General features: G+C 42.3%; 9 protein-coding genes. 5 read left to right on the top strand and 4 right to left on the bottom strand.

Annotation, left to right across the window (positions count from 1 at the left end; translation table 11 throughout):
• The first annotated feature begins 295 nt into the window (after positions 1 to 295).
• The gene (locus ABWV72_RS04110) at positions 296 to 4,657 is read left to right on the top strand and encodes an ExeM/NucH family extracellular endonuclease (protein WP_353368882.1); all 4,362 of its coding nucleotides are present in this window, start codon (positions 296 to 298) and stop codon (positions 4,655 to 4,657) included.
• A gap of 93 nt (positions 4,658 to 4,750) precedes the next feature.
• On the opposite strand, the gene ABWV72_RS04105 is transcribed toward ABWV72_RS04110, so the two are convergent.
• Positions 4,751 to 6,514: an acyl-CoA dehydrogenase family protein gene (locus ABWV72_RS04105; RefSeq protein ID WP_353368880.1), complete on the bottom strand. Its 1,764-nt coding sequence runs from the start codon at positions 6,512 to 6,514 to the stop codon at positions 4,751 to 4,753.
• A 101-nt stretch (positions 6,515 to 6,615) separates the two neighbouring features.
• The gene (locus ABWV72_RS04100; RefSeq protein WP_353368878.1) at positions 6,616 to 7,302 is read right to left on the bottom strand and encodes an NUDIX domain-containing protein; all 687 of its coding nucleotides are present in this window, start codon (positions 7,300 to 7,302) and stop codon (positions 6,616 to 6,618) included.
• A 194-nt stretch (positions 7,303 to 7,496) separates the two neighbouring features.
• Between ABWV72_RS04100 and ABWV72_RS04095 the strand changes: the two genes are divergently transcribed.
• The 4 genes from ABWV72_RS04095 to ABWV72_RS04080 all read left to right on the top strand — a co-directional run bounded on the left by ABWV72_RS04095 (position 7,497) and on the right by ABWV72_RS04080 (position 12,697).
• Entirely contained in the window at positions 7,497 to 8,564 is a 1,068-nt protein-coding gene (locus ABWV72_RS04095) for an efflux RND transporter periplasmic adaptor subunit (protein ID WP_353368876.1), read from the top strand.
• Positions 8,565 to 8,574: 10 nt separating this feature from the next.
• Positions 8,575 to 11,685 carry an efflux RND transporter permease subunit gene (locus ABWV72_RS04090; RefSeq protein WP_353368874.1) on the top strand — a complete coding sequence of 1,037 codons (3,111 nt, stop codon included), beginning with the start codon at positions 8,575 to 8,577 and terminating at the stop codon, positions 11,683 to 11,685.
• Positions 11,686 to 11,755: 70 nt separating this feature from the next.
• On the top strand, positions 11,756 to 12,046 hold the full coding sequence (locus ABWV72_RS04085; protein WP_353368872.1) for a hypothetical protein: 291 nt from the start codon (positions 11,756 to 11,758) through the stop codon (positions 12,044 to 12,046).
• A gap of 15 nt (positions 12,047 to 12,061) precedes the next feature.
• A complete protein-coding gene (locus ABWV72_RS04080; protein WP_353368870.1) occupies positions 12,062 to 12,697 on the top strand; it encodes an esterase/lipase family protein in 636 nt (211 codons plus the stop codon).
• 828 nt (positions 12,698 to 13,525) lie between these two features.
• On the opposite strand, the gene rpoD is transcribed toward ABWV72_RS04080, so the two are convergent.
• On the bottom strand, positions 13,526 to 15,355 hold the full coding sequence (gene rpoD, locus ABWV72_RS04075) for an RNA polymerase sigma factor RpoD (RefSeq protein WP_353368868.1): 1,830 nt from the start codon (positions 15,353 to 15,355) through the stop codon (positions 13,526 to 13,528).
• 287 nt (positions 15,356 to 15,642) lie between these two features.
• On the bottom strand, positions 15,643 to 17,427 hold the full coding sequence (dnaG, locus tag ABWV72_RS04070) for a DNA primase (protein WP_353368866.1): 1,785 nt from the start codon (positions 17,425 to 17,427) through the stop codon (positions 15,643 to 15,645).
• Between the last annotated feature and the right edge of the window lie 3 nt (positions 17,428 to 17,430).

The raw sequence follows: 17,430 nt of genomic DNA, 5'->3' as shown, positions 1-17,430 counted from the left end.
TGACCATTTGTTCAGGTTTATTATTTGAATAACCCTTTAAAATCAATATGAAACAATGATTTCATTATTTTTGCGGTGAAATATATTTACCCTTCAAGCGTCTCCATGCCTTTTTAATTCGTTGAATTACTAACCTGTTTCTGACAATATCGATGCCGGAAAAAGGTACAGTTTGTCATTTGAATGTCACACAATGGCAATACCATCCGACCACTAATAAAAAGGGCTACGCCCCAAAAAATAACTAATTATAAGCCATTAAATGGCATTTGAAGTACTCAGGTTAGGAGAGGCTATGAAAATTAAGTATCCAGCGTTGCTGGCGCTTGTGTGTGCATCCTTCGCGCATGCAGAAAGCGTATTCATCAACGAACTTCATTACGATAATGTCAGTACTGATTCCGGCGAAGCAATAGAAATTGCAGGTCCGGCAGACACTGACTTAAGCGGATGGAGTTTAGTATTTTATAACGGAAGTAATGGTTCAGTTTACCAAACCACTTCTCTAAATGGCAGCATACCCAATCAGCAAGACGGTTTTGGTACAGTAGCTGTTTCTTATCCTTCAAACGGTATTCAAAACGGCCCTGACGCAATTGCATTAGTAAATAGTAGTAATACTGTTGTTCAATTTATTAGCTACGAAGGCACATTTGATGCCGTAGGTGGTGCAGCGGATGGAATGACCCCTACCGATATTGGCGTTTCCGAAAGCGGCAGTACGGCTGTTGGTGATTCGTTACAGTTGTCTGGTTCAGGCACCGTTTACGGTGACTTTGCGTGGCAAAGTGCAGCGGCAAATACCTTTGGTGCAGTTAACACTGGGCAAACGTTTGGCAGTGGCGATGATGGCGGCGGCGATGACGGTGGCGGTGATGATACAGGTAGCCTAGAGGGCGTTTGTTTTAACTGCCCAGATTTAGATAAAGTTGCCGATGCCGCAGAGTTTAATGACGCCAGTTATTATGCAACTGTTATTACTGAAGTGGAGAATGGTTCTACTTCTACAATGATTAAATCGGCATTGACTGATGTTATCTCTACTGATCATCGTGTGCTTACTTATGATCAAGTCTGGACCGCTTTAACGGAGTCAGATGAAGATCCAGAAAACGCTGATAATGTGCTATTAATTTATAAAGGCATTTCACTGCCTAAGTTATCTAACGGTAGCGCTGAGCAAAGTTCTGACCCAGACAATTGGAATCGTGAACATGTATGGCCCAACAGCCATGGTTTCCCAGAACGTGATTTTGAAGCGTACACAGATATCCATCATTTACGTCCTTCAGATATTTCAGTTAACAGCTCTCGCGGTAATCTCGACTTCGACAACAGCGATTCCCCATTAGCTGAAGCCCCAAGTAATTCGATTGATAGCGATTCCTTTGAACCTCGCGATGCCGTCAAAGGTGATGTTGCTCGTATGATGTTTTACATGGACACTCGCTACGAAGGCTTAAGTGACATAACACCTGACTTAGTGTTAAGTAACGGTTTGACTAGCGTTGGTGAAGCGCAGCTTGGCAGACTTTGTCGTTTAATTGAATGGCATAATGCTGATCCAGTTGATTCTGTTGAACAACAACGTAACGAAACGATTTACGAATACCAAGGTAACCGTAATCCGTTTATTGATCATCCTGAATGGGTAGCAACATTATACGTTGCAGAAGTTTGTGGTGATGATGATGGTGGTGACGACGGCGGTGATGACGGTGAAGAGCCTGTCGATACCGGTTCAGTGGAAGCTAATGCATTAGTGATTACTGAAATTATGCAAAACCCTAACACTATCAGTGACAATGATGGCGAATGGTTTGAAGTACTTAATACCAGTACCCAAGTGATTAACCTAAATGGTTGGACTATCCGCGACAACGATACAGACTCTTTTGTGGTTGATGAAGATGTCTTTATTGGTGTTGGTGAATATGCCGTATTAGGTAAAAATGCAGATACTAGTGCGAATGGCGGAATTACTTTGGCTTATGCCTATGGTGGTTCTATGGCATTGGCAAACGGTGATGACGAGATAGTTCTGGTTGATCCTGAAGGCAATATCATCGACGAAATCACTTATGATAATGGTGATACATTCCCTGATCCAAATGGCGCGTCTATGTATCTGGTTGACCTTTATGGGGACAACAATGTTGGTGCAAAATGGGCCGCAGATACAACTAATTTCTACGATACCAACAACTCTGGTACACCAGGCAGCGGTGACGCAAGCTTTAGTTTGGTTATCACTGAAATCATGCAAAACCCAAGTGCGGTAAGTGATGCAAATGGCGAATATGTTGAAATACTCAATACTGGCGTTATTGCAGCTAACTTAAATGGGTGGGTGTTACGTGATAACGATAGTGATTCTCACACTATTGTTGGTGATGTATATGTTCCTGCTGGTACTTATGCGGTTTTAGCTATCAATAGTGATTCTGCGACCAATGGTGGCATGGATGTTCTGTATCAATATAGTGGCTTTACCGCAGCAAATGGTGGTGATGAAGTCGTATTAGTGCGCCCTAATGGTGATATCGAAGATATCGTTGAATACGATGGCGGACCAGCATTCCCAGATCCAAATGGGGCTTCAATGACGCTAATTTCAGCGAGTCTAGATAATAACGTGGGTGACAACTGGGTTGCCGAATCAACAGAGACGTTTGGCGATGGCGACTATGGAACGCCAGGTTCTGGTCCTGATGGTAAAACCTATGGCGGTGGCGGAGATGACCCTGTCGACGAAATACCTGAAATTGGTGTTTGTACTGATCCGGCGACGTTAATCAGCGCGATTCAAGGTAGTGATTTTGCTTCCCCGCTAGAAGGACAAGAGCATATAGTTGAAGCTGTAGTCACTTCAGTAACGGCTGACTTTGGTGGTTTCTATGTACAAGAGGAAGATTTTGACGCAGACGCTGACTCAGCTGCATCTGAAGGTATTTATGTTAGTTACTACGATACTGATGCATTACCTGAGATGGGAAATGTGGTTCGTCTAATCGGCACCGTGGCTGAAAACTTTGGTCGTACACAACTAAATGTATCTTCGGCTTATTTGGCATGTGGTACAGGTAGTGTTACGCCAACTGTCTTTACTATGCCGTTTAGTAGTTCTCTTGATGCTGAATCATTAGAAAATATGTTAGTGGTTAACGAATCTCCGCTGACGGTAACAGATACCTACACATTGGCCCGTTTTGGTGAGGTTGGTTTGTCGTTTGGCAGACTATATAACCCTACTAATGTTCATACACCACTTTCACCAGAAGCTATTGCGTTAGCTGCAGAAAATGCGCTTAACTACATTATTATGGATGATGGTTTGGATGTGCAAAACCCAGAAACGGTTATTTATCCTGAAGGTAACCTTTCGGCGCTAAATACATTGCGAACTGGTGATACGGTAGTCAATATTAAAGGTGCTTTGGATTACAGTTTCAGTAACTTCCGAATTCATCCGGTTGAAACACCTACAATTGTCAATTCAAATGAGCGTGAATCTGAGCCCACGATTACTCGCGGAAACGTGACTGTGGCTAGCTTAAACGTATTGAACTTGTTCAACGGTGACGGTCAAGGCGACGGCTTCCCTACGGAGCGCGGTGCTGATTCGTTGTTCGAATATGAGCGTCAAATTGCCAAAACAGTTGCAGCTATATCTACCATGGATGCGGATATCGTTGGTTTGATGGAAATTGAGAATGACGGTTTTGACGAGTTTAGTATGATTGCTGAATTAACCAACCGTTTGAATGCTGAAATGGGTGAAGGGACTTATGACTTTGTAAGCTACTCTGGCCCAATTGGTACCGATGCTATTGCTGTTGCATTGTTGTACAAACCTGCCAACCTTAGTTTAGATGGTGACGTGAAAATCAACTTCGATAGTATTTTCAATCGTCCTCCTGTTGCGCAATCATTCACTGCTGCAAACGGTGCGGATATCACTATTGTGGTAAATCACTTTAAGTCTAAAGGATGTGGCAGCGCAACTGGTGATGATGCAGACCAAGGTGACGGCCAAGGTTGTTACAATGCTAGACGTACACAACAATCTTTAGCCTTGACCAGCTGGTTAGCCACTGAAGAGTCGTTATCTACCAAAGAAAACGTGTTAATCATTGGCGACTTGAATGCTTACGCAAAAGAAGATCCTATTGCAGCTCTTGAAAGCCAAGGTTTTGTAAACTTGGTTGAAACATTCCAAGGTGCTGAAGCCTATTCATATACTTTCAGTGGTGAATTTGGTTATTTAGATCACGCTTTAGCAAGTGAAAGTTTGTTAGCCCAAGCAGTCGATACCATTGAATGGCATATCAACGCTGATGAACCTTTTGCTCTTGATTATAATGTTGAATACAAATCAGATGCTCAAATCAACGATTTCTACTCGGATGATGCATTTAGAGTTTCAGATCACGATCCAGTGATGATCAGCTTTGAGCTTGAGTCTCCAGCGGTACAAGGTGACTTGGATGGTGACATGGACGTAGACTATTATGACATGCGTGCGCTAATGATATTAATTCAAAGCGGCGAAGCGACATTAGCTGAGCATGATTATAATAATGACGGTTTGCTTGACAGTCGTGATGTATCTGCCATTCGCAGCTTATGTACACGTAGAGCTTGTTCAACTCGTTAATTAAAACCTACATAAATAAAAACCGGTAAAACGTCAGTTTTACCGGTTTTTTTATGGGTTGCTTAAATTAGCAGATGAACACAGCTATTTTGTTTATTGATAATCAAATAAATTATCAGCAACGTCGATTAAGTCTTTCGCATCTTCAAGTAAATTCACTTTAAACACTTCTTTGCGGGGTAAAATACGTTTCATGTAAAAATCACAAGTCGCTTTTTTCCCTTGTTGAATAGACTGGTTTTGACTGTGTTTAGCTCGGTCGGCCATACTTAACCAAAGAACGCCTAACAAACAATAAGCACTGTAGTTCATATAGTCGTATGCTGCACCAGCCAGATCTACAACCGATTGCTGTTTAACCTGCAATGACAGTTGATGCCATTCTTGCAAAATAGATTTTGCTTTTGCTTGATTACTAGGATCGGCAATGCCATCCACCATTTTTTCAAAAACGCTATAAGTGGCAGCTAACATGTCGCCGTTATCCCGCGACAATTTGCGACCGACTAAATCGGCAGCTTGAATACCGTTAGTTCCTTCATATAGCTGGGTAATACGACTATCCCGTACATATTGCTCCATCCCCCATTCGCGGATAAAGCCGTGACCGCCGTATACTTGAACCCCTAAGTTACTGACTTCTTGGCCCACATCAGTCATAAAGCCTTTTGCTATTGGGGTTAAAAAAGCCACTACATTGTCGGCGTCCCGTTTACTTTGTTCATCCCTTGCATTTTTCTCTACATCCATTTGACTGGCGTACAAGAAGGATAAAGCACGACAACCTTCGGTAAGCGCTTTTTGGGTTAGCAACATTTTGCGTACATCAGGGTGGGCCAAGATTGGATCGGCTTTGCCTTCTGGATTCTGCACTCCTTGAGGGGCTCTAGATTGCAAACGGTCACGGGCATAGGCAAGGGCACCTTGATAAGAGCCTTCGGCAATACCTAAACCTTGTAATCCAACTTGAAAACGAGCGTCATTCATCATGGTAAACATGCATGCTAGACCTTTATGAGGCGCACCTATAATAAAGCCTGTAGCTTGGTCAAAATTCATTACACAGGTTGGGCAGCCTTTAATCCCCATTTTCTTTTCTAAACTACCCACAGAAAGTGAGTTTGCTTCGCCCAGTTCGCCGTTGTTAGAGACCATGATTTTAGGGACTGCAAATAAACTGATACCTTTTACACCCGCTGGGGCATCGGGCAATCTAGCTAGTACAAGGTGAATAATATTGTCGGTCCACTCTTGATCTCCACCGGAGATAAAGATTTTATTCCCGGTAATTTTATAACTACCGTCTTGTTGAGGTTCGGCTTTAGTCGATAATAGGCTTAAATCAGTACCGGCTTGAGGCTCAGTTAAACACATAGTGCCTGTCCACTCGCCAGAAATAAGTTTTCTAAGATAAGTATCTTTTAATGCTTGGTCACCGTGTTTGTTAATCGCTAAAACGGCACTTTCGGTTAACATGCTGATCAAACGCCAGCTTATATTCGCTGAACAAAGCATTTCCTGTACCGGCACTGCCATGGTATGGGGAAGATCTTGACCGTCGTACTCAGGGTTCCCGAGCATGGCATTCCAGCCATTCGCAATATATTCATGATATGCAGCTGCGAATCCATCAGGTGTGGTAACTTTGCCCTCTTCAAGCTTACAGCTTTGTTCATCACCTTCGCGGTTAAGAGGGGCGATAGCCTGCTCAGCAAATTTAGCGCCCTGGCTAAGTATTTCATTCACTAAGTCTTTGTCGAAATCTTGAAGACCTAAAGACGAATAATGATCTTCTAATTTCAACCAGTCGTGCAAAAGAAATTGCATGTCTGTTATGGGAGCTGTGTATTGCGGCATATATTTTCACCCTTTTGGTTAATTTAACTGTTCAGACCAGTTGTTGGGTGAAGTATACAGGTTCGGCGACCAAAATTTAAATTACGGATAGTAATAGATTATTATTTAATCTGTACAGTTTGCGGTTGTACTGCAGAATCTTCTACTTTATTAAACATATCGCGGACCGCAGTCAACTGCTTTGGGAAACGCCACTGATTGAACTCGGTTGCATAGGGATCCACTAATTGGATTGAAACCACCTCTAAACTGGCCCATTCTGGTACTGGAAATTCGACAAAACTATCATCAAAATCTGCATCCAAATTACATTCGTAAAAACGCATTCCATTGGCACTTGTACCTAGCCACTGACGAACTTCAACATTAAAGCCGGTTTCTTCCCACGTTTCACGATGTGCAGTGCATTTGGCTGACTCAAGGTTATCAGATGTTCCACCGGGTAAATCGAGTTTGCCACTAAGTCGATGAGTTACGGTTATTAACTTGTCACCTAACCTTATTAGACAGGCTGCATTTGCGGTTTGTTGCGGGTATTCGGATTCATCTACTCGACAAACCGGATCGCTTGGGGGCGTTTCGCTGCAAGATGTAAGACAGAATGACGATATTGCTAGGTAGATGACAAATTTATTTTTCGTAATAGAGGGTACAATATTGGCTAACCTGAACTCAGGATAAGGAGCGTATTTTGATAACGCTGTTTTTGAGCCTAGCGTCGTTGTGTTTTTTAGTAATAGCCAGTTATTACTGTCAAAAAAACGCCGTGCTATCCGCAAAAATTTCATAATCGCTCGTTATTCACTCATTTGAAGTCGAGCGACTGTGGATAACGGATTGAATTGTTTATTTAATTTGTGTTGCATAAACACTTTTTATCCCGAGTTTAAGTTGAATAATTTCTCTACCAGCAGTTTACTACTTTATTACGCCAAATAATAACTGCTTAGATTAAACACACTATATTATTCAGGAACTATTCATGACAATAAAAACAATGCTATCACCAGTATTGATAGCCACGCTTGCCCTTATTGGCTTGCTTGTTTTCTTAAACTACCCGGGTTTTAGTGAGCAAGAAAAGACTGCTGGTAAAGGAAGAACGGCAACACCCGTGGCCTATTTTGAAGTTTTAAGAACAGATTTTCCTGTCATTGTTGAAGCATTGGGTACGGCCAGAGCAAATGAAGCAGTTTCGCTTACTCCGTTGGAGTCAGATGTTATCCAAGAACTGTACTTTGATGATGGCGATGTTGTTAAAAAAGGTCAGCTGTTAATGCGCATGAATGATAGAGAAGAGCAGGCGAGATTGAATGAGCTGAATATTAATTTACAGGAAGCTCAAAGACAGTTGAAACGAATAGTGAACCTAGCCAAAAGTAGTGTGGCTTCGCAACAATTATTAGATGAACAGCAAGCCAAAGTAAATACGCTTATTGCGCAGATCGAAGTGGCTAATGCTCAGTTGTCTGAACTGACTTTAAAAGCACCCTTTGCCGGTAAGTTAGGTATTCGTATGGTGAGTGTCGGAGCCTACGTTACACCCAGTGACGTTATTACTACCTTGGATGATCTACGTAAAGTGAAAGTAGACTTTAATATCTCTGAAAGCCATTTACCGTCATTGTCTGAAGGACAGCAAGTAAAGGCACTTTCAGTTGCTTATCCAAATGAAGTCTTTATTGGTGAAATTAGGAGCGTGAATTCACGAGTTGATGCTAATACGCGCTCAATTCAAGTTAGAGCACTAATTGACAATCCAGACTTAAAGTTACGTCCCGGCATGTTGTTACAAATAAATTTACAAAAACAAGTTTTGAAATCTATCGTGGTGCCTGAAAAAGCGATTATTCCCAACGAAGATAAACAGTTTGTATTTGTCATCGAAGGCGATAAAGCCATCTTAAAAGAAGTAAAAGTTGGCATGAGACGTCCTGGTCTTGTGCAGATTCTATCGGGTCTAGAGGAAGGTCAGAAAGTTGTCACTGAAGGTGCATTAAGATTGGTTAATGGATCCTCTGTTTCGCTACTAGAACAAGCGGCTTTGTAGGGGAATTACCATGCTTTTATCTGATATTTCTGTTAAACGTCCGGTCTTTGCGTCAGTTGTCAATTTGTTATTGATTATTTTTGGCGTTGTTGCAATTAGCCTATTATCGTTACGCGAGTTTCCGGATATTGATCCACCCATCGTTTCGATAAATACAAATTATCCTGGCGCATCCGCATCCATTGTCGAAACTCGAATTACGCAGTTGCTGGAAGACCGTATTTCAGGAATTGAAGGCATCAAGAATATTACTTCAACCAGTCGTAATGGTCGTTCAGACATTAGCATTGAGTTTGATCTTTCTAGAGATATTGATGCAGCTTCCAATGATGTGCGTGAGCGAGTTAGCCGGGCGCTAAATAATCTACCTGATCAAGCTGATCCGCCGGAAGTGTCAAAGTCAGATTCTGATGAAGATGTTGTGGTTTGGTATAACTTACGTAGTGATAACATGTCAGTCATGGAGTTAACTGATTACGCTGATCGATTCTTAGTGGATCGTTTGTCGGTGGTCAATGGGATTGCTCGGGTGCAATTAGGTGGTGGTCGCACCTATGCGATGAAAGTTTGGTTAGATCGAAACGCTATGGCGGCCCGAGAGATTACAGTTGCCGACGTAGAAAGAGTAATACGCTCTGAAAATGTGGAGTTGCCTGCTGGTGAAATAGAGTCAAACGATAGAGACTTTGAAGTTCGTGTTGCCAGAAGCTTCCTAACCCCAGATGACTTTGCTGATTTAACCATAAAAGTGGGTGCTGGTGGCTATTTAGTCAAATTAAAAGAGATAGCGATTGTTGAACTAGCCGCTGAAGATGATGAATCCGAGTTTCGTGGTGATGGTGTCAACATGATTGGTATGGGGATTATCAAACAATCCAAAGCCAATACATTGGAAGTTGCCCGTGAAGCACGAAAAGCAATTGATGAAATTTCGGAAAGCCTACCTGACAATATTTTTATTGTGCCAAGTTATGATTCTTCGGTGTTTATCGATGAGTCAATTAACGAGGTTTACAATACCTTAGGGGTAGCAATGGCCTTAGTGGTATTTGTTATTTATATCTTTTTAGGCAGTATTCGAGCAACGTTAATTCCGGCGGTCACAGTACCTGTCTCCCTAGTCGCTGCTTTTATCGTGATGTTTGCGTTGGGCTTTTCGATTAACTTACTGACGCTTTTGGCTATGGTCTTGGCCATCGGGTTGGTGGTAGATGACGCCATCGTGGTGATTGAAAATATTTATCGTCGCTTAGAAATGGGTGAACCGCCTTTGCTTGCTGCTTTTCGAGGAGCAAAAGAGGTTGGATTTGCGGTCATAGCAACCACATTGGTTTTGATTTCTGTGTTTGTACCACTTGTTTTCTTAGAAGGAAATATAGGTCGTTTATTTACTGAGTTTGCTTTAGCAATCGCTGCTGCTGTGGCTTTTTCTAGCTTTACTGCCTTAACGCTATCTCCCATGTTGTCTTCTAAATTGTTGAAACAAAGGTCTCGCAATTCAGGTTTCGGGAAATGGATGGACGATTCTTTTAAGAAAGTAGAAGGGGCCTATTATAATAGTTTAAACCGAACCCTACATCAGCCAATTTTGATTCTAATAATGTTGATCGCTAGCGTAGTCGCTTTAGTGCAAATGAGCCAAAAAATCCCTAGCGAATTTGTACCTAAAGAAGACCGAGGAAACTTCTTCCTTTCACTTCAAGGAGCCGAAGGTGCTAGCTTTGAAAGCAATTCAGTCAACTTAAAGAAGGTTGAAGATTTACTGTTGCCATATCTTGGTGAAGGTGAAATAGAACGAATTATTGTACGTACACCAGGTGGCGGTGGCTCTGCAGGCCGTGCTGTAATAGGTATGGTTCCGTTCGATGAAAGAGAGCGTTCTACTTTTGAGTTAATGGATGAATTGAGTGTTAAATTATCGCAAATTCCCGATGTTCGTGCTTTCGCAATAATGCGTCCTGGCATTGGTGGGCGAGGCTTAGGTCGTCCCGTACAGTTTGTATTGCAAGGCGATACATATGAAGATCTAGTTAAGTGGCGAAATACACTATTAGAAAAAGCGTCTGAGAATCCAAAATTGCTACGCTTAGATTCTGATTACAAAGAAACTCTGCCGCAAATATTGATTAACATTGATAGGCAACGAGCCGCGGATCTTGGCGTTTCAATATCAGATATCGGTAGTACTTTAGAGACCATGCTTGGACAAAGACGTGTGTCCACCTATTTGGATCGAGGGCAGGAGTACGACGTGATCCTTGAAGGACAAGAGGAAGATTACCGGAGTCCACAGAGCATAGAAAACTTGTACGTAAGATCTGCTACTACCAATCAACTTATTCCAATGGATAACTTACTGACTTTCGAAGAACGGGCCACTTCAGCTCGACTAAATCGCTACAATCGTATGCGCAGTGTGACCATTAGTGCAAATTTAGCCAGTGATTACACTGTAGGAGAAGCGTTAGCCTACTTGGAAAACATTGTTGAAACTGAGTTACTCACAGGCGTTTCAATAGACTATAAAGGTGAGTCTCAACTTTATAAAGAAACTGGTAGTTCGATTATTTTTGTGTTTCTTTTGGCACTGGCAATTACTTATTTAGTCTTGGCGGCTCAATTTGAAAGCTGGGTTCATCCGTTGGTTATTATGTTAACGGTTCCATTGGCCTTGTTAGGTGCGTTCATTGGGCTCTATGTTTCAGGTGCCAGTTTAAATATCTACAGCCAAATAGGGCTCGTGATGTTGATTGGGCTGGCGGCCAAAAATGGTATTTTGATAGTGGAATTTGCCAATCAATTACGTGATGCTGGAATCGAGTTTGAAGCGGCCTTAAAAAGAGCTGCAACTCAACGTCTACGACCGATAGTGATGACCGGTTTTACCACTGTTTTCAGCTCACTTCCTTTAGTGGTTGCGACAGGCCCAGGTTCTGAAAGTAGGGCTGTGATAGGTATCGTCATCTTTTACGGTGTTTTGTTATCAGCTTTGATGACGCTTTACGTTGTACCAATTGCTTATTATTGGTTAGCTAGACACACCGGCTCTCCAGAGCAAATTGCTCACGAACTTGAAGAACTAGATGAAAAAATACCTTATACAAAAGGTGACGCAATTTAGTTTGAAATTAGTCTACTAATTCATTTGAGGTTAGACTGTAAAACATTGTTGATAGTGTTTAAGAGCTCAAATGATTATACGGATATGTTTATTAACGCTTTACGGGTTTTATTCTGCGGTTTTGGCCGCCGAACAAAACCTGTTAGATAGTGCCGAACAAGCCATTTTTTATGTTGCTGGCGATGATGTTCAGAAACAACCGTATGAGGCGCTAGATTTACAGGTATTAGAAGACGCTGCCGACATACTCAGCGGAACAATAGAGAATTATGATTTGCCGCTGGAACGAAACCTTTTTGTTCAACAGTTTTTCATTAAAGCTCTCACAATATTAAACTTCGCAAGAATTGATGCGAACTAAAGGTACTTGGTAAAGATGGTGGTTTTGTTTGTTCACGGCATGGGGCGCACGCCAATATCGGCAACCCCTATGTTGTGGCGATTGCGTAGACACGGTCACTCAGTTGACGTGGTAGGCTATTTTACTGGCACAGAAACTTTCGTTGAGATCGTAAAGAGGGTCAGTTTAAAAATTCAAGAAGTGGCGGAAAAAGGAGAATATGTCTTAATTGGGCATTCTCTAGGTGGTGTAATGTTAAGAGCTGCATTACAAAACATGCCGCAATCAGTCAAATTGCCAAAGCATTTATTTCTGTTAGGCTCGCCGGTGACTCCAGCACGATTAGCTCAAAAGAGTCAGCATGAACTGGGATTTCAATTAGTCTCTGGGGATTGTGGCCAACTATTGGCTAGCCCAACGAGGTTGTCAAAAATTAATATGCCTGAAGTGCCTACAACGGCGATTGTTGGTACCCGCAGTTTTCCACTGACCAAAAAGTACTTTCTTGACGAAGAAAATGACGGCGTAGTATCGGTAAATGAATGTGCCCACCAAGATATCCACGAGGTCATTAAAGTTGCTGTAGTGCATACCTTTTTGCCCAGCAGTCGAAAAGTCAGCAGGGTTATTTTGGATAAAATAAATTCGATTCAATCTAATCTATTAGCCTAGTAGCATGGTCTTCAGGCCATGGCATTGGTTGGCTTTTCACGGGGCTAAAGCACCCGCCCACAGGCCGTGGCATTGCGAATCCAAAAGGAGATGTAGCATGGTCTTCAGGCCATGGCATTGATTGGGTTTTCACGGGGCTAAAGCACCCGCCTAGCATGGCATTGCGAATCCAAAAGGAGATGTAGCATGGTCTTCAGGCCATGGAGTTTATTGGATTTTCACGGGGCTAAAGCACCCGCCTACAGGCCATGGCATTGCGAATCCAAAAGGAGATGTAGCATGGTCTTCAGGCCATGGCATTGGTTGGGTTTTCACGGGGCTAAAGCACCCGCCTACAGACCATGGCATTGCGAATCCAAAAAGGAGATGTAGCATGGTCTTCAGGCCATGAAGTTTATTGGATTTTCACGGGGCTAAAGCACCTGCCTACAGGGCATGGCATTGTGAATCCAAAAAGAATATGTAGCATGGTCTTCAGGCCATGGCATTGATTGGCTTATCACGAGGCTAAAGCACCCGCCTATAGGCTTTGGCATTGTGAATCCAAAAAGAATATGTAGCATGGTCTTCAGGCCATGGCATTGGTTGGGGTTTCACGGGGCTAAAGCACCCGCCTACAGGCCCTGGCATTGCGAATCCAAACGGAGATGTAGGATGGTCTTCAGGCCATGGAGTTTATTGGATTTTCACGGGGCTAAAGCATCCGCCTACAGGGCATGGTATTGGTTGGCTTTTTGCGGGGCTAAATCATCCTGCTACACCAAGAGTGAACACAAACAAAAAAGCCGCTATAAAGCGGCTTTTTAAAGGATTGTATCTATGAACCAATTACTCGTCCAAGAAGCTGCGTAATTGTTCAGAGCGGCTTGGGTGACGTAATTTACGTAACGCCTTAGCTTCGATCTGACGAATACGTTCACGGGTAACGTCAAACTGCTTACCAACTTCTTCCAAAGTGTGGTCAGTGTTCATATCGATACCAAAACGCATACGTAATACTTTTGCTTCTCTAGCGGTTAGCCCTGCAAGTACTTCTTGAGTCGCGTCTTTAAGACTGCCACCAGTGGCAGAGTCGAGAGGCTGTACAATTGTACTATCTTCAATAAAGTCACCTAAGTGCGAATCTTCATCATCACCGATAGGCGTTTCCATGGAGATTGGCTCTTTAGCAATTTTAAGTACCTTACGAATTTTGTCTTCAGGCATGATCATGCGTTCTGACAACTCTTCAGGTGTTGGCTCTCTACCCATTTCTTGCAGCATTTGACGAGAGATACGATTCAATTTATTGATCGTTTCAATCATATGTACCGGAATACGAATAGTTCTAGCTTGGTCAGCAATTGAACGTGTAATTGCTTGTCGAATCCACCATGTCGCATAAGTTGAGAACTTATAACCACGACGGTATTCAAACTTATCAACCGCTTTCATCAAACCAATGTTACCTTCTTGGATAAGATCCAAGAATTGTAGTCCACGGTTTGTGTACTTTTTAGCAATGGAAATAACCAAACGTAAGTTAGCTTCAACCATTTCTTTCTTAGCTCTGCGAGCTTTCGCTTCGCCAATCGACATACGGCGGTTGATGTCTTTGATATCAGCAATGATAAGCCCAGTTTCTTCTTCAACTTGGTTCATCTTGCTGATAGCGCGTTCTAATTCTTCTTTAACTTCAAGTAGTGCAGGAACGTAACTAGCACCACTTTCAAGCACTGTTACCAACCAATCAGTGGTGGTTTCATTGCCTGCAAATGCCTTAATAAAGTCTTTCTTAGGCATTTTTGCGTTTACAACGCAGTGTTTCATTACAATTCGTTCTTGCACGCGCACTCTATTCATCATGCCGCGCATGTTTTTAACCATGCGATCGAATTGTTTTGGTATTAATCTGAACTCTTTAAAAACTTCACTTAGTTCATTAATTTGTTTTCTAGAGTCTTTGTGTGAACGCCCCTTAAGAGCGATTACATCGCGGGCTTTAATGTACTGCTTACGCAACTCATCAAATTTTTCTCTAGCCAGTTCAGGATCAGGACCAGTATCTTCTTCTTCCTCGTCCTCATCATCTTCGTCATCATCTTCGTCATCCAGCTCTTCTTCAGATAACTCAGAACCAACGTGGGTTGCGGTAGGAGCAACATCGGTTTCATTAGGATCGACAAAACCAATAATAATGTCACTAAGACGAATTTCTTCAGCTTCGAATTGATCCCATTGATCAAGCAAATAAGTAATTGCCTCTGGGTATTCTGCAACTGAGCATTGAACTTGGTTAATGCCATCTTCAATTCGCTTGGCAATTTCAATTTCGCCTTCACGGGTCAGAAGTTCAACCGTACCCATCTCACGCATGTACATACGGACAGGGTCAGTTGTGCGACCAATTTCACTCTCAACCGTAGCTAGCGCTTGAGCCGCTGCTTCAGCCACTTCTTCATCGGCTGTCGTTTCTTGCATTAACAATTCGTCAGAATCGGGAGCTGATTCGAATACCTGAATACCCATATCATTGATCATTCGAATAATATCTTCGATTTGATCAGAGTCGACAATGTCCTGGGGAAGGTGATCGTTTACTTCAGCAAAAGTTAAATAACCTTGCTCTTTTCCTTTTACAATAAGGAGTTTTATCTGAGACTGCTTGCTTTGCGCCATATAACCTACGTTTCTCAAAATCAGTTGAAAGTGTACCTGGAACTGCCCAATCTAAATTGTCAAATCCAGATAAAATCTGCGTGCACCGAGGCGTTTGCGAATTAGCCAGTATAGCAGAAAACCCGTTAGTCAGGCCAGTTAATTAAGCCATTTTCCGGTATTTTATCGTTAAACCTCACAGTTTCTCTTATGTATGGGTGAATAGTTTTTATTCAAGTGCCATTTGAATAAAACATGCGCTTAAACAGCGTGTTAAATATTTACCATAAGACAGGGTTGTATAATTTTTATTCCGCGCTATAAGTCGCTTTTGTTTGGGTAAGTAATTTCACTTCTTGCATTTCTTCTTTGCTCATCGCTGAACCTTTAGCCATAAGTTGTTGATAGCGAGCTTTAAGCTGTTGTTCAATTAATCGATTAAAACTGTCGATATATAGCTTGTCTGCGCGTTTGTCGTCAGCGTCATGATCAATTTGCAGTAGTTGTTGCAAAAACTTCGCTTCTGGATCGCCTCTGAAGTGTTCCAAAACATGGCCCGTGTTGAGAGTAGATTGAGACGCACAAAACGCCTGCATTTTTATCAACACATGCAAACCTTTTATAAAGTCAGGATTTAATGCAGCCGGTTGGATATCTGGGTGTTGTCTGGCTAAATTAGGGTGCAAAAGTAACAGCCGCAATAATTTTCTAACCGGCGACATGTTATTTTTATTGGGTAATTGGTAGTCAAGCTTTTGCGCTTTACCTACTCGATTTGCTTGTTTAATATCTTCTAAAATATCGGCTTTGTAGCTGTCACCTTTAATCTTTTTACGTAACTCTTCTTTCAATAGAACCACAAGATTTTCAGCATTGATTTGCTCAATATATTCATTCGCGGCTTTGGTTAACGCAGCTTTTCCTTCGCTACTGCCTACGTTGAATTGTTGAATGAGGTTTTCAAAAAAGAATTGAGACAAAGGTACTGATTTTTCTCTTAAAAGCGTTTCAAATTGTTCTTTTCCGGTTTGTCGCACTAGGGTATCTGGATCTTCGCCATCGGGCAGAAACAAAAACTTCATTTCCACGCCATCTTTAAGCTGCGGCAGGGCATTTTCTAAAGCACGCCATGCTGCTTCACGACCGGCACGATCGCCGTCGTAGCAACAAATTATCTCTGGCGCAGCGCGAAATAGCATTTGTATATGCTCTGGGGTCGTCGAAGTGCCTAATGAAGCTACCGCGTAGTCGATACCAAATTGCGCTAACGCTACTACGTCCATATAACCTTCAACAATCATCAAACGTTCAAGTTTTCGGTTAGCTTGCTTGGCTTGGTAAAAGCCGTATAACTCATGTCCTTTATGAAAAATGCGAGTTTCTGGCGAGTTTAAATACTTGGGGCCGCCGTCTTCAAGTACGCGACCACCAAAGCCAATTACTCGGCCTCGTTTATCGCGGATCGGGAACATGATCCTATCTCTGAAAAAGTCATAACGACGGCGATTATCATTTTCTGTGATCAATTTTAAATCAAGCAGTTGCTGTTGTTTTTCTGGCGTAGTGCCAAACTGTTTGTAAATTCCATCCCATTCAGGCGGAGCATAGCCTATGCCAAATGCTTTGACTATTTCACCACTGAGTCCACGTTGCTTTAAATACTCAATCGGTTTGTTTTTTTGCTCGTGCTGCTTGAGTTGATGTTCAAAAAATCGAGAGGCTTGTTCCATTAATTGGTAGTCATCAGCAATTTGTGCTTTTTGCTGTGGCGTGGGCCCAGGTTTGGCACCTTGCTCTCGGGGAACTTCTAAACTATGGAATCTGGCTAGCTCTTCTACTGCTTCTGGAAATTCTAGACGGTCGTATTCAATAATAAACGAAATCGCATTGCCATGAGCGTCACAACCAAAACAGTGATAAAACTGCTTGTCTTGGCTAACGGTAAATGAAGGACTTTTCTCACTATGGAAAGGACAGCAAGCTTGGTAATTTTTACCTGCTTTTTTTAATTTAACGCGACTATCGACTAGCTCGACTATATCAGTACGAGCAATCAGATCATCGATAAAATCTTTTGGAATTCGTCCAGCCATGAA

The organism is Aliiglaciecola sp. NS0011-25 (genome assembly GCF_040370605.1).
GTDB lineage: Bacteria > Pseudomonadota > Gammaproteobacteria > Enterobacterales > Alteromonadaceae > Aliiglaciecola > Aliiglaciecola lipolytica_A.
The sequence above is the reverse complement of the archived record's forward strand: the minus strand, read 5'-3'. Positions and strand labels throughout refer to the sequence as shown.

What these genes read in the sequence shown, in the direction of transcription:
- ABWV72_RS04110 (WP_353368882.1), top strand. Translation starts at nt 296, where the DNA reads ATGAAAATTAAGTATCCAGCGTTGCTGGCGCTTGTGTGTGCATCCTTC.
- ABWV72_RS04105 (WP_353368880.1), bottom strand. Translation starts at nt 6,514, where the DNA reads ATGCCGCAATACACAGCTCCCATAACAGACATGCAATTTCTTTTGCAC.
- ABWV72_RS04100 (WP_353368878.1), bottom strand. Translation starts at nt 7,302, where the DNA reads ATGAAATTTTTGCGGATAGCACGGCGTTTTTTTGACAGTAATAACTGG.
- ABWV72_RS04095 (WP_353368876.1), top strand. Translation starts at nt 7,497, where the DNA reads ATGACAATAAAAACAATGCTATCACCAGTATTGATAGCCACGCTTGCC.
- ABWV72_RS04090 (WP_353368874.1), top strand. Translation starts at nt 8,575, where the DNA reads ATGCTTTTATCTGATATTTCTGTTAAACGTCCGGTCTTTGCGTCAGTT.
- ABWV72_RS04085 (WP_353368872.1), top strand. Translation starts at nt 11,756, where the DNA reads ATGATTATACGGATATGTTTATTAACGCTTTACGGGTTTTATTCTGCG.
- ABWV72_RS04080 (WP_353368870.1), top strand. Translation starts at nt 12,062, where the DNA reads ATGGTGGTTTTGTTTGTTCACGGCATGGGGCGCACGCCAATATCGGCA.
- rpoD (WP_353368868.1), bottom strand. Translation starts at nt 15,355, where the DNA reads ATGGCGCAAAGCAAGCAGTCTCAGATAAAACTCCTTATTGTAAAAGGA.
- dnaG (WP_353368866.1), bottom strand. Translation starts at nt 17,427, where the DNA reads ATGGCTGGACGAATTCCAAAAGATTTTATCGATGATCTGATTGCTCGT.